The organism is Actinophytocola sp. (genome assembly GCF_050699915.1).
Taxonomy (GTDB): domain Bacteria; phylum Actinomycetota; class Actinomycetes; order Mycobacteriales; family Pseudonocardiaceae; genus Actinophytocola.
Genome location: NZ_JBOHGA010000045.1, coordinates 23,185 through 35,436, shown reverse-complemented (window position 1 = coordinate 35,436; position 12,252 = coordinate 23,185). Strand labels below are relative to the sequence as shown.

General features: G+C 70.5%; 13 protein-coding genes. 7 read left to right on the top strand and 6 right to left on the bottom strand.

Annotated features, from left to right (window positions below):
- Positions 1 to 270 precede the first annotated feature (270 nt).
- On the top strand, positions 271 to 1,395 hold the full coding sequence (locus tag ACRDSK_RS11390) for an MFS transporter (RefSeq protein ID WP_431440220.1): 1,125 nt from the start codon (positions 271 to 273) through the stop codon (positions 1,393 to 1,395).
- Here ACRDSK_RS11390 and ACRDSK_RS11385 read toward each other — a convergent pair.
- From ACRDSK_RS11385 to ACRDSK_RS11370, 4 genes are read right to left on the bottom strand one after another with little or no spacing between them, the layout of a single operon-like run.
- Positions 1,375 to 2,145, bottom strand: a complete 771-nt coding sequence (locus tag ACRDSK_RS11385) for an ESX secretion-associated protein EspG (protein WP_431440218.1) — start codon at positions 2,143 to 2,145, stop codon at positions 1,375 to 1,377. The genes ACRDSK_RS11390 and ACRDSK_RS11385 overlap by 21 nt on opposite strands.
- 3 nt (positions 2,146 to 2,148) lie before the next feature.
- Complete coding sequence (locus ACRDSK_RS11380) at positions 2,149 to 3,336, bottom strand: hypothetical protein (protein WP_431440217.1); 1,188 nt, start codon at positions 3,334 to 3,336, stop codon at positions 2,149 to 2,151.
- Positions 3,336 to 3,971, bottom strand: a complete 636-nt coding sequence (locus ACRDSK_RS11375) for a DUF3558 domain-containing protein (RefSeq protein WP_431440216.1) — start codon at positions 3,969 to 3,971, stop codon at positions 3,336 to 3,338. Before ACRDSK_RS11375 ends, ACRDSK_RS11380 begins: the two co-directional genes overlap by 1 nt.
- 1 nt (position 3,972) lies before the next feature.
- Positions 3,973 to 4,383 carry a hypothetical protein gene (locus ACRDSK_RS11370; RefSeq protein WP_431440214.1) on the bottom strand — a complete coding sequence of 137 codons (411 nt, stop codon included), beginning with the start codon at positions 4,381 to 4,383 and terminating at the stop codon, positions 3,973 to 3,975.
- Between the two features lie 192 nt (positions 4,384 to 4,575).
- Between ACRDSK_RS11370 and ACRDSK_RS11365 the strand changes: the two genes are divergently transcribed.
- The 5 genes from ACRDSK_RS11365 to ACRDSK_RS11345 all read left to right on the top strand — a co-directional run bounded on the left by ACRDSK_RS11365 (position 4,576) and on the right by ACRDSK_RS11345 (position 10,081).
- Positions 4,576 to 5,562: an ABC transporter substrate-binding protein gene (locus ACRDSK_RS11365; protein ID WP_431440213.1), complete on the top strand. Its 987-nt coding sequence runs from the start codon at positions 4,576 to 4,578 to the stop codon at positions 5,560 to 5,562.
- Positions 5,563 to 5,564: 2 nt separating this feature from the next.
- Positions 5,565 to 6,509, top strand: coding sequence for an amino acid ABC transporter permease (locus ACRDSK_RS11360; RefSeq protein WP_431440211.1), 945 nt, complete (start codon positions 5,565 to 5,567; stop codon positions 6,507 to 6,509).
- Positions 6,506 to 7,303, top strand: a complete 798-nt coding sequence (locus tag ACRDSK_RS11355) for an amino acid ABC transporter ATP-binding protein (RefSeq protein ID WP_431440209.1) — start codon at positions 6,506 to 6,508, stop codon at positions 7,301 to 7,303. Before ACRDSK_RS11360 ends, ACRDSK_RS11355 begins: the two co-directional genes overlap by 4 nt.
- A 113-nt stretch (positions 7,304 to 7,416) precedes the next feature.
- Positions 7,417 to 9,630: a hypothetical protein gene (locus tag ACRDSK_RS11350; RefSeq protein ID WP_431440207.1), complete on the top strand. Its 2,214-nt coding sequence runs from the start codon at positions 7,417 to 7,419 to the stop codon at positions 9,628 to 9,630.
- A gap of 10 nt (positions 9,631 to 9,640) precedes the next feature.
- Entirely contained in the window at positions 9,641 to 10,081 is a 441-nt protein-coding gene (locus ACRDSK_RS11345) for a DUF3291 domain-containing protein (RefSeq protein WP_431440205.1), read from the top strand.
- 14 nt (positions 10,082 to 10,095) lie between these two features.
- Here ACRDSK_RS11345 and ACRDSK_RS11340 read toward each other — a convergent pair whose 3' ends face one another.
- Together ACRDSK_RS11340 and ACRDSK_RS11335 are read right to left on the bottom strand one after the other, a co-directional pair.
- Positions 10,096 to 10,920, bottom strand: a complete 825-nt coding sequence (locus tag ACRDSK_RS11340) for a class I SAM-dependent methyltransferase (RefSeq protein ID WP_431440204.1) — start codon at positions 10,918 to 10,920, stop codon at positions 10,096 to 10,098.
- A 15-nt stretch (positions 10,921 to 10,935) separates the two neighbouring features.
- Positions 10,936 to 11,355 (bottom strand): DUF4304 domain-containing protein, encoded by a 420-nt coding sequence (locus ACRDSK_RS11335; protein WP_431440202.1) that lies wholly within the window; start codon positions 11,353 to 11,355, stop codon positions 10,936 to 10,938.
- Between the two features lie 180 nt (positions 11,356 to 11,535).
- On the opposite strand from ACRDSK_RS11335, the gene ACRDSK_RS11330 reads away from it, so the two are divergent.
- Complete coding sequence (locus tag ACRDSK_RS11330; protein WP_431440201.1) at positions 11,536 to 12,243, top strand: response regulator transcription factor; 708 nt, start codon at positions 11,536 to 11,538, stop codon at positions 12,241 to 12,243.
- Positions 12,244 to 12,252: the final 9 nt, after the last annotated feature.

Sequence of the window (12,252 nt, the reverse complement as noted above, 5' to 3'; positions counted from 1 at the left end):
TCAACAGCGGGCACGGCTCTCTCACAAGATCATGGGACATCAACAATCACATGATCAACGAGGCCGTGCCCGTCCCTTGAACTGGGTAATCGACTTTGCCGACCCCCTGCCGGAGAGGGTGGGGGCTACGTTTCTTGCGTTCTGCACGCGCGTGCGCGCGGGGGGTAGTCGCGGCGGCGGAAATCGGTGGCGGGGGCGCGTAAAGTGGTGATCATGCGCGCATGGTTTCGATGGTGAACTGACCTAGCCCCTCGCTTCCCGGCGACGCTCGTGGTGTCGCTGCTGCTCGTCGGGTTCGCCGACGAGACGGTGGCGTTCCTGCCCTACGGCGCCGTCGAGTCGATCCGCGAGGACGTCGGCATCTCCTATCTCCAGGCCGGCTTGCTCCTCGCCGTCTACCCGGGCATCGGCCTGCTCGGCACCCCGCTCGGCGTGCTCGTCGACTACGTCAGCCGGCGCGCGATGGCGGTCATCGGCGGCATCGGCTACGGCGTCGGGCTGTGGCTGTTCGCGGTCGCCGGCAACTTCGCGACGCTCTTCGTCGCCGTCGTGGTCATGGGTCTCATGGGCGACGCACTCGTCCGGGCCGTCGAGGTGGCGCTGGTCGACGTCGCCGGCGACAAGATCGAGCCGGCCCTCGCACGGTCGAACCTCCTGGCCTCCGTCGGTGACCTGGTCGGCCCGCTGCTGCTCGCCGGCGCGCTCGCCACCGGACTCGGCTGGCGCGGCGCCTTCTGGATCGCCGGCGCGATGATGGTCGCCTACGGCGTGCTCCTCGCCACCCAGCCGCTGCCCCGCCCCACCGGCGCCGACGACGAGGAGCGCCGGCCGTGGCGAACCTTCCTCGAGGTCGCCCGCGATCGGCGGGTGCTCGTGGCCGGCCTTCTCGTCGGGCTGCTCGTGGCGTTCGACGAGACCTTCGTCGGCTTCGCGGTGGCGTTCCTGACGACCGACCGCGGCCTGAGCCCGGCCGTCGCCACGCTCGCCGCGGGTGGCGGCATGGCGGGTGGGCTCGCCGCCGCCGCGTGGGCGAGCCGCACGAACCGCCGGCGGATCGGCCTGCGCCCGTGCGCGGTGCTGCTGCTCGCCGGCGTGGTGCTGCTGTTCGTACCGAACGTCGTCGCGGCCGCGGTGGGTACGGCGGCGGTCGGCGCCGCGGCGAACCTCGCGTGGATCATCCTGCAGGCCGCCTACATGACGCTGCGTCCCGGCCAGGCGGGTACGACCTCCGCGGTCGTGGACGCGGTGAGCAACATCGGCGTGCTGACCCCGTTGGCGATCGGTCTGGTCGCCGACCACCACGGCCTCACCGTCGCGATGGTGTCGTACGTACTGCTCGCGCTCGTGTTCGTGGTGTCGACCCGGCGGCGCGGGTCAGCGGATGGTGCGCTGTAGCTCGCCGAGCTTGGCCGCCAGCAGCCGGGGCGTGGCCGGCACCGCGTTGAACGCCCGCTCGCCGCGACCCAGCGTCGGGTAGACGACCCACCGCCCGGAGGCGAGGTCGAGGAAGGTGAGCCACTCGGCTGACCGGCTCCGCACGCCGGCGCGGTCCCGCGCGGCCGCGTACAGCTTGGCGCCGCCGACCCTCGGTTCCTTCAGCAACGCGTCGAGCCGCCGGGCGGCGTCGGAGCGCCCGGACCCGGACGGCCGCATGATCGAACCCGGCTGCCGACCACTCGCCCCGAACTCGGTGGCCAGCACCGAGACGGACTCGCCGCGGCCGGCCGGCGCGCCGGGCAGCCGGTCGACGAGCGTCTCGACCAACCGGTCGGGGTCGGCCACCTCGAACCGCACCCGATCACCGGCCCGCACGACGGCGACCGCCCTCCGCCCGGTCGCGGCCACGAGCAGCGTCTGGTGGTCGTCTCCGCTGGAGGCCCAGCCGTAGTACTCGGTGGCGGCTCGCTGCACGAGCGCGAGCGTGTCGACGAAGTCGTGCAACGCGTCCCGGCCGCCGAGCCCGGCGTCATCGAGCTCGCGCTCCAGCGAGTCGGTGGCCGCAACGGCGAACCGCGGCGAGACATACCGCTCCCCACCGGCGAACACCGCGTGCGGGTCGCCGAGGTTCTCCCGCCGCAGCAGGCTGACAAGCGGCAGCAACGGCAGCTCGACGACGCGTCTGCCGTGCACGATCCCCCCGACCATCGCCTAGTCCTCGTACTCGTCGTCCCCGATGACCTGCGGCGCGGTGAGAACATCCGTACCGAAGATCTCCTCCCCACCCGACTCGATCATGATCTTCGGCTGGTGCTCCTCGTCCTCGTCGCCCTGCCCACGCCCGCCTCCCATCGGCGCAACCGGCATCCCAGCCGCCGCCCCACGCCCGATGCCCCCCGGCACAACCCCTCGCCGAGCGGCAGCCTCCTCAGCGGCGAGCGCTCCGGCGCCAGGACCCGGACCGACGCCGCGCGGACCCGGCCCACCGGTTCCGCCACCTGACCCACCGCCGGCAAGTCCACGCCCGCCGACGCCGCCGGACGAACCGCCACCGCCGAACGGACCTGGAACCAGTCCGCCGGGAAGGAGTCCCCCGGGCGGCGCGGTCCCGCCACTCGGCTGCGCCGCGGCCGCCGGACTCTGCGGGAACCCACCCGGTCCAACGTCACTGGGCGAGATGGGCGCACCGGAAGGAGCCGCACTCGGCGAGGATCCGCCCGACGGCGGCCCGCTCACCGGCACACTGCCCGGCCCTCCCGAGCTACCCGGACCGCCAGTGCCGCCGGGACCGCCGACTGGCGCGCGGTCAACTGCGCCCTCATTCGGGTCTGGTCCGGGGTCACCGCCTCCGGCATCCCCGGCCGACCGCACGGTGATGGACCCGCCGGAATGGCTGATGTTCGGGTACTCCTTCGGCATGTTGGTCTCGTTGTAGAGACTCGCGTTGTCATAGCCCTCGAACACACGGATGTTGTGCTGCGCATCCGCCTGGTAGGCCTTGATCTCGCGGTCGAGGTCGGTCTCGAACGGGATCACGTCGGCGACAGGGTTGTCCGGCGGACGGGGCGGCATCGGCCGTACCTCGTTGTGCGCGTGTTGAAACGAATCACTCTGCCGGTTCAACAGGTCGTGGGCGATGTTCAGCTTGTCGGCACCTTGTGTCGCCGCCTCGGCGAGCGGCCGGGCCGCGCCGAACGCGGCGTCTCCGGCCTCACCCTGCCAGCCCCGCCGGACCTGCTCACCCAGCCTGATTATCAGCTGGGCTCGCTCTTCCTCGTTGGTCCACTCCGCCCGTGTTAGATGGCCCGCCTCCTGCAAGGACGCCAGGCCAGGTCCACCGGTCACCTTCTCGAATATCTCCTGCGGGCTCATCCCGCTCTTGTCCAGGCTGCCGGCCATCACGAGGCCCCCATCGTCGTCAACGTCATCTCGGCCACCTGCGCGCCGATCTCACACGGATCCTTATGTCGGACGTTCACTCGCGACAGGTTGAGGAACACCGTGACAACCAGCTCGTCGGTAATCCCCACAGCGACGGCGCAATATCCCTCCGACTCACGCGAGTCCGCTATGCCGAACGCCGCCAGCGGGTGCCCGGCGACCGAGTCGAGCGGCTCGAAGAATGCGAACTCGCCCCTATCGCTCGATCTGTACACCGAACTCATGCCCCGTCGATCGTCGCTCAGGAAGTCGATCGCCACGCGCCCGCCGTCGCGGTCGGGTCCTTGCCATTCACAGGCGTTGCCGAAGCTGCCCTCGTAGGGCTCGCCCGGATGGACGATGTTCAGCTCCGTGGCCTGGGCCTGCGTGAGGGCCCGGCACGGGTCTTGCTCGAACTGGCTCGCGTCGAGCGGGTTCGCCACCTTCGGGGCACCGTCCGACGGCAGGTCGTCCGGCTGCTCGACCGAGGACGGCGAGGCGGACGACTCGGTCTCGGTGGGAGTCTCCGGCGCCGGCTCACCGGAGCTCGTCGCCGTGCAGCCGGTGACCAGGGCGGCGCCGATGACCACGACGAGCAGTGCACGCGCGCGCACGTCAGATGCCCGGGCGCGGGCCGGAGTCGACCGGGCCGGAGTCGAGGATGTCCCGCACGTTGCGGTGTTCCACGCCCAGGTACTCGTCGAGCGCGTCCTGGCACCTCTGGGCCTGGCCGACGCAGTAGTCGAAGCTGGTCCGAAGGTGCTCGCGGTAGGCGCTGCCGGACGCGTTCGCCGCGTTGGCCTGACCCTCACTCGCGAACTCGAGCCCAGGGCCGGACACGCTCGTCATCGGCGCCGTCGCGGACACCGAGGTCTGGTAGCTCTCCGCGAGATCCAGCCATCGGGTGACGAGCTGGCGCAGATCGTCCTCGTCGTAGGCGAACGTGCCAGTCGTGATGGTGCCTTCGGTATGGCCTTGGCTGAAGAATCCGCCCAGTTCGGAGCTGATGTGGTCACGGCTGTCCATCGATGGTCCCCCAGTGACTCTCCGGTCGCCCTCGGTTGCTGAGCGTACGCCATGGCCGAACTCCGCGCGGCGGTTCGAGCGGGCCCGAACCGGACATGGTGACCCGTCCGTAACATGCGGATGCTGTCCGCCGCGCGTCCCAAATGGCAGGATTCGCTGAACTCAGACCGCAAGGCTCGAGGGAGTGACGAAGTGTCCCGACGTACCCGACTGTCCGTCCTCACCGCGCTGTGTGCCGCGACCTTGCTCGCGGCCGGCTGTGGGGCGTCCACCGAACGGCCGGAAGGCCAGGACAGCGGTGGGGGTGGCGGCGGCGAGGAGTGCACCCCGGGCGAGGTATCGGAGGCGCCCGTGCCCGACCCACTGGTCGTCGACGCGCCCGCGGACGACGCGCTCGCCAACATGGTGCCCGCCAAGGTCAAGGCGGACGGCAAGATCACCGTCGCCACGGACGCCTCGTACCCGCCCAACGAGTTCACCCTCGAGGGGTCGAACGAGATCCTCGGCATGGACGTCGACCTCGGCAAGGCAATCGGCAAGGTGCTCGGCGTCGAGGTCCAGTTCGTCAACGCCTCCTTCGACGGCATCCTCGCCGGCCTGCAGGCCGGCCGCTACGAGCTCGGGATGTCCTCGTTCACCGACACCAAGGAGCGCGAGCAGACCGTCGACTTCGTCACCTACTTCGAGGCCGGCACGTCGACGATGGTCCGCAAGTGCAACCCGGAGGGCATCAACGCCACCGAGGACCTGTGCGGCAAGACGGTCGGCGCGGAGAACGGCACGACCCAGCTCGACCAGCTCACCAAGCCCGACGTCGAGGGCTCGGTGGTGACGGCGTGCACCGACGCGGGCAAGGATCCGGTGAAGGGCCAGGGCTTCCCCAAGCAGACCGACGTGAACGCCGCGCTCGCGGCCGGCCGCATCGACGCCTACCTCGCCGACACCCCGGTCGTGAACTACTCGGTGAAGACCACCGGCAACGCGTTCGAGAAGGTCGGCGAGGACACCGACGCCGCACCGTACGGCATCGCTGTCCCGAAGAACGCCGCCACGATGAAGGAGGCCGTCCAGGGCGCCGTGCAGCAGCTCATCAGCGACGGCAACTACCAGAAGATCCTGGACAACTGGGGGCTCACCGGCGGCATCGAAGAGTCCAAGATCAACGGCGCGATCTACTGAGCATGACTGACGGTCCTGAACGGACGGCGCAAGCAGAGGCCGACCTCCCGGACGAGGAGCGCATCCCGCCGGAGAAGATCGTCGCGGTGCCGGTCCGCCACCCTGGTCGATGGGTGGCGGCCGGCGTCCTGCTCGTGCTCGCCGCGATGCTCGCCAACAGCCTGCTGACCAACCCGGCCTGGCGCTGGGACGTGGTCTGGCGGTTCATGTTCAACCAGCGCGTCATCAACGGCCTGTTCCTGACCATCGAGCTGACCCTGCTCGCCATGGTCATCGGCATCGTGCTCGGCGTGATCATCGCGGTGATGCGGCTGTCGCCGAACCCGATCGTGTCCACGATCGCCTGGGTTTACGCCTGGTTCTTCCGCGGCACGCCGGTGCTGGTGCAGGTCATCTTCTGGTCGTTCATCGCGATCCTGTACCCGGTGATCTCGCTGGGGATCCCGTTCGGGCCGGAGTTCCTCTTCTTCGACGCGAATCTGCTGATCCCGATCTTCGTGGGCGCCGTGCTCGGGTTCGGGCTGAACGAGGCCGCCTACATGTCCGAGATCGTCCGCGCCGGCATCCTCTCCGTGGACTCCGGGCAGACCGAGGCGGCCGAGGCGCTCGGCATGACCCGGCTGAAGATCCTGCGCCGGATCGTGCTGCCGCAGGCCATGCGGGTGATCATCCCGCCGACCGGCAACGAGACGATCTCGATGCTCAAGACGACCTCGCTCGCGAGCGTCATCGCGGTCGGCGACCTGTTCACCGAGGTCCAGCTGATCTACGGCGGCAACCTGCAGCAGATCCCGCTGCTCGTGGTGGCCAGCATCTGGTACCTGGTGCTGACCTCGCTGCTGTCGGTCGCCCAGTTCTTCATCGAACGCCGCTACTCCCGCGGCGCGGTGCCCTCTCGGCAGGGCGGCGTGTTCGGGTTCGGCCGGCCGAAATCGGGGTCAGCATGACCGACACGGCAAAGACCGACGCGACGACCGACACCCCGATGGTCGAGTCCGCGGGCGTGCACAAGTACTTCGGCCGGCTCGAGGTGCTCAAGGGCATCGACCTGCAGGTCATGCCAGGCGAGGTGATGTGCGTGGTCGGCCCGTCCGGGTCGGGCAAGTCCACGTTCCTGCGCTGCATCAACCACCTGGAGAAGCTCACCGCCGGCAAGCTGTGGGTCGACGGCGAGCTGGTCGGCTACCGGCAGAAGGGCGACAAGCTCTACGAGCTGCGCGACCGCGAGGTCGCGGCCAAGCGGCGCGAGATCGGCATGGTCTTCCAGCGGTTCAACCTGTTCCCGCACATGAACGCGAGCGAGAACATCATGGAGGCGCCGATCCAGGTCCGCGGTGAGTCGAGGTCCTTGGCGCGGGAGCGGGCGATGACGCTGCTCGAGCGCGTCGGCCTCGCGGAGAAGGCGAAGGCCTACCCGCGCGAGCTCTCCGGCGGCCAGCAGCAGCGGGTGGCGATCGCCCGGGCGCTCGCGATGGAACCGAAGCTGATGCTGTTCGACGAGCCGACCTCGGCGCTCGACCCCGAGCTCGTCGGCGAGGTGCTCGCCGTGATGCGCAAGCTTGCCCAAGAGGGCATGACCATGATCGTGGTGACCCACGAGATGGGCTTCGCCCGCGAGGTCGGCGACTCGTTCGTGTTCATGGACGACGGCGTGGTTGTCGAGCACGGGCACCCGCGCGAGGTGCTGGCCAACCCGCAGCACGAGCGGACCAAGTCCTTCCTGGGCAAGGTCCTTTCGTAGGGACCCCTCCCGGATCCGGCGCGGCAGCATGGAACAGCATGCGGCCGCGCCGGAACCGCGCGTGACAAGATCCGTCCCAACCGACGGACCAACTCGTGCATGGGGGCAATGGGATGACCGACGATGACCGGTCCGGCCGCTGGCTGGATCCCTTCGACCCGCAGCCGCCCCCGTGGGCGGCCATGCGCGCCGAGGACATCGTCAGACAGATCTTCGAGTTCGAGCCCGGTGCCGGCGGGCGGATCCGCCGCCGGGTCACCACCCCGCCGGTGCTGCGGTTCACCGACTGCCACATCGTGGGCGTGCTCGACCTGCGGGCGGTGGAGTTCCCGCACCTGCTGGAGTTCGTGCGTTGCCGGTTCGACGCGCCGCCGGACGTGCGGCAGAGCAAGCTCGCCGGCTGCGAGTTCTACGAGTGCTGGTTACCGGGCCTCGAGGCGCACAACCTGTACAGCGACAACGACGTCCGGCTGATCGGCGGCACCCGGGTGCGCGGCCGCCTCGACCTCACCGACGCGGAGATCTCCGGCTCGCTCGAGCTCACCGACACGCGGATGGACCACCCCGGCGGCTACGCGCTGCACGCCGACCGCCTCCAGCTCGACGGCGCGCTGCTCGCGGCGAACATCGAGGTCAACGGGCAGGTGCGGATCCCGGGCCTGCGCACCGGCGGCAACGTCAACTTCGCCGGCGCCGTGCTGCACAACCCGGACGACTTCGCCCTGGACGGCAACGGGCTGCACGTCGGCGGCAACTTCCAGTGCGTGCCAAGCGCCAAGCGCCGGTTCACCTCGACCGGTTGGCTGTTCCTGCCGAGCGCGCGCATCGACAGCGACTTCTCGCTGCGCGGCGCGAAGCTCGTGCCCGCACCCGACGACGCGAGCCGCGACGCCGGCCACGAGCGGTTCTTCGACGCGCGCGCCGCGCTGATCGCGGACCGCTTCCAGGTGTCCGGCAACGTCGACCTCGACCGCGGCTTCGAGTCCACCGGCACGATCCGTCTGGTCAACGCCCGGATCGGCGGCTCGATGCGGCTCACCGGGGCGACGATCGACCTGTCAGGCGGCACCGAGCCGTTCGCCGAGGTGACCGAGCCCGCGCCCGGCCCGTACGCCTACCGGGCGCTGCATCTGGACGGCTCGCAGATCGACGGCGGCATCGACGCCCGCGACGCGAAGATCGCCGGCCAGCTGCGGGTGGTCGACGTGCACGCCCGGGGCAGCGTGATCCTCGACGGCGCCAAGCTGTGCAACCGGAACGGCGACGTCGTCGAGGGCCGGCGGTTCTCCACCGGCGGCAACCTCGACGCACGCGGGGTGACCGTGTTCGGTTCGGTGTTGCTGCCCGAGGCGAACATCGGCGCGAACCTCGACCTGCGCGCGAGCCGGTTCGTCGACCCCGGCCGGTACCGGCGGGACCGCTCGCGCAAGCCGTCGGTGGACCTGCGGTCCGCGCTCGTCGGCCGGGACCTCGTATGCGCGGTCGGGGAGCGGGAGAACCAGGCGTTCTCCGCGCACGGCGAGATACGGATCCGGCGCGCGGAGGTCGGCCGGCAGACGAACTTCCAGGGCGCCGAGGTCGGCTCGGTCCTCAACGGCACGGCGATCAACGCGTTCGGCCTGATCACCCAGGAGCTGCGGCTGGACGTGGCGGTGGCGCCGCGCGGGAAGGTCAACCTGCGGCACGCGCGGTGCGCCTCGCTGCGCGACAACGACACGTTCTGGGACGCCACCGGCCACATCGAGCTCGACGACTTCCGCTACGACGCGCTCGCGGTGCCGATCGAGCTGGACGACGACGCGCAGATCGTCCACCGGCTGCGCCTGCTGCGAAAGGCGATGGGCGGCAGCTACCGGCCGGGCCCGTACGACCAGCTCGCCACGATGCTGCGCGCGAGCGGCAACGAAGAGCACGCGTCGACCGTGCTGATGGCCAAGCAGCGGTGGCGGTACAACGCGCTGGCCGAGGGCTATCGCGTGCTCGGTCCGGCGGTGCGGCTGTGGAGCTGGCTGCAGCGGTACGTGGTCGGCTACGGCTACAAGCCGATGCGGGCGCTGTTGTCGCTGGCGCTGCTGCTGGTGCTGGGCACGGTGTGGTTCGCGACGCAGCCGCCGCCGGACGTGGTGAACTCCGACGACAAGCTGGTGTGGAACCCGTTTCTGTTCACGATCGACCAGCTGGTGCCGATCGTGGACTTCGGGTTCAAGAACCGCTGGCAGGTCACCGGCGCCTCGCAGTGGGTCACCGCGGGCCTGATCGCCGCGGGCTGGATCCTCGCGACGACGGTGGCCGCCGGCCTGACCCGCATGCTGCGCCGGTCGAGCTAGCGTCGGCGGCGTGGCCTTCCACCTGGCGCAGGCCAACCTGTCGCTGCTGCGGCATCCGCCGTCGGCGCCGCGGTCGGCCGAGTACGCGGCGGCGCTGGACCGGGTGAACCACCTGGCCGACCGAGCGCTCGGCTTCGTGTGGCGGCAACGGCTGTCGCTGTCCGAGGACGAGCGGCTGGTGCTGAACCTGTCGGTGTGGCAGGCATACCCGCCGCTGCACGAGTACACCTACCGCACCGCGCACGGCCACTTCGTCCGACGCCGGCACGAGTGGTTCGACCAGGTCCCCCAACCGAGCACGGTCCTGTGGTGGCTCCCGGCGGGCGAGCGCCCGACCGCGGTGGAGGCCATGGCCCGCCTGAGCCACCTTCGAGCACACGGCCCCGTCCCGAAGGCCTTCTCCCTCAGAGTCCGCTTCACCCCCGAAGGCACCCGCGAACGTCGGCGCTGACCCCGTCGGCTCGGTCACGGCCGCCAGATGTCGAAGCCGACGTCGCGCGACCGCTCACTGAACAGTCCGCTCGGGCCGGCATCTCCCAGCAGCTCACGAAGATCGGCCTCGAAGGCCGCGCGCCGGTCGCCGAACAGGTGCGGCGTCGAGCTCGACAGCGAGAAGACCCCGGCGACGACGTCGTCGGTCGTGCGGGTGACGACGCGGCCGGGTACCGCGATCCGCCGCGGCCCGGTGAACCCGGCCGCCCGGTAGATCTCCGTCTCGCCCGAGGCCGTGCCCTGTGCGAGGCTGCCGCGACCCGCACGCCGCACCGGGCCGAGGTACGTGCGCACCAGGTCGGCGATCACCGAGTGCGGTGGCCGTGGGTGTGGCAGCGCCACCTCGTCCTCGACTCCTTGGTGGGTCGTGGCATGCAGGTGCGCGCAGGTTCCGCCGGCCGCGATCATGCCGCGCACCGCCGCGGCGACCCGGGGTCGATCCAGCCAGTGGAACGACTGGGCGAAGGTGACCAGCCGGAAGGTGCCCAGGTCTGCCGGGAGTTCTTCGGCGCGCAGGTGCCGCCACCGGACGTTGCCGATCCCCGACGCTGAGGCCAGTCGCCCGGCTTCCTTGATCATGTCTGGGTCCGCGTCGAGCCCGACCGCCTCCTCGAACAAGCCGGCCAGGAGCAACGTCAAGGAGCCGGGACCGCAGCCGACGTCGAGGAGACGACCGGAACCGTCGAGGCCCAGCTCGGTGGCGAGCGCGTCGGCGAGGGCCGTCGGGTAGGCGATGCGGCCGCGCGCGTAGTAGGCGGCACTGCCGGCGTACAGCGAGGAGTCCCAGACCCAGGTCACGGACCGACGGTGTTCTCAGGACATGCGGTTGCGCATCGCCGGGAGGGCGAACTCCCGGACCGCCGACAGGACCTCGCGGGCCAGGGAGTCGAACGGGCGGCCCACCTCGAGCTCCCACCACAGCTCGCCGATCGGGTAGCCGGCCACCGTAACCAGCTCGCCGATCGGGGCCTCCCAGCCCGTGCCGGTGTCGGTGGTCGGGGCGGGCGCCGCCTTCGAGACCGGGTAGTACGGGCGCACCCGCAGCTGCTGGTTCCACTCGTCGCGGGAGATGACGCCCACGTTGACCGTGAAGCGGACACCCCGGGCGGTGAACGAGCGAGCCTGCTCGACGACGATCTCGCCCCAGTGGAGGTTGCTCTCGATCCGGAACCGGCGGCCGACACCGAAGAAGCCGAGCGCACGCAGGCCCGGGGCCAGGTTGCTGTCTACCATGAACCTGAACCACTCTTGGGCGCTGCGCTCGAGCTCCGATTCCACAGTGCCACCAACAGTAGCTGCCCGATGCCGCAAAGTGCTAAGGGTTCGCCATCGCCATTTGACTACAAACTCGAACTATCGCGTCACACCTCGGCCACCTGGTCGTTCCTGAGTCAGACAAGTCAGGAGGACGGGATGCCAGTGAGTACGCAGCAACCACCCTCGCGCGTGACCGGCACGATCGGCGTCGCGCTCATCGACGGCACGCCGCTCGTCCGTGAGGGGCTGTCGTCACTCGTCAACCGGACCACGGGACTGCGTTTCCTGGGCTCCGCCGAGGCGGCCAACGTCGGCCTTCGGCTGTGCCAGCGGCTGCGGCCCGACGTTGTCCTCGTCGACGCCGCGCTCGACCCGCGCGGCCAGCTCGCCCACCTCCTGTCCTCCGCCGGCGCCACCCGAGTCGTGCTGCTGATCGACGACGCGCGGCGCACCAACCAGTACCTCGCGGCCGCGCTCGCCGCCGGTGTCGCCGGGGTGATCCGCCGCTCCGCGCAGCCGGCCGAGCTGCTCCGCGCCATCCAGTCCGTGCACACCGAGGGCCGCTACCTCGACCCCGCCCTCGCCCCGGCGCTCGCCGCGCCCTCCCCGCGAGCCCAGCCCCAACCCCGTCAGGCCCTCTCGAAGCGCGAGCACCAGGTCCTACAGCTGATCGCCGACGGACTCGAGAACCAGGCGATCGCCGACGTGCTCTACGTCTCGGTCGAGACCGTCCGCACACACGTCAAGAGCATCCTGCGCAAGCTCTCCTCCCGAGACCGCACGCACGCGGTCGCGGTCGCGTTCCGGTCCGGCGTGCTCGTCGTGGACGAGCCTGTGCCGGGGTCGCGACCCGCCCACGACTGAGGCCCGCGG

What these genes read in the sequence shown, in the direction of transcription:
- ACRDSK_RS11380 (WP_431440217.1), bottom strand. Translation starts at nt 3,336, where the DNA reads ATGGCCGGCAGCCTGGACAAGAGCGGGATGAGCCCGCAGGAGATATTC.
- ACRDSK_RS11330 (WP_431440201.1), top strand. Translation starts at nt 11,536, where the DNA reads ATGCCAGTGAGTACGCAGCAACCACCCTCGCGCGTGACCGGCACGATC.
- ACRDSK_RS11360 (WP_431440211.1), top strand. Translation starts at nt 5,565, where the DNA reads ATGACTGACGGTCCTGAACGGACGGCGCAAGCAGAGGCCGACCTCCCG.
- ACRDSK_RS11335 (WP_431440202.1), bottom strand. Translation starts at nt 11,355, where the DNA reads ATGGTAGACAGCAACCTGGCCCCGGGCCTGCGTGCGCTCGGCTTCTTC.
- ACRDSK_RS11350 (WP_431440207.1), top strand. Translation starts at nt 7,417, where the DNA reads ATGACCGACGATGACCGGTCCGGCCGCTGGCTGGATCCCTTCGACCCG.
- ACRDSK_RS11370 (WP_431440214.1), bottom strand. Translation starts at nt 4,383, where the DNA reads ATGGACAGCCGTGACCACATCAGCTCCGAACTGGGCGGATTCTTCAGC.
- ACRDSK_RS11385 (WP_431440218.1), bottom strand. Translation starts at nt 2,145, where the DNA reads ATGGTCGGGGGGATCGTGCACGGCAGACGCGTCGTCGAGCTGCCGTTG.
- ACRDSK_RS11355 (WP_431440209.1), top strand. Translation starts at nt 6,506, where the DNA reads ATGACCGACACGGCAAAGACCGACGCGACGACCGACACCCCGATGGTC.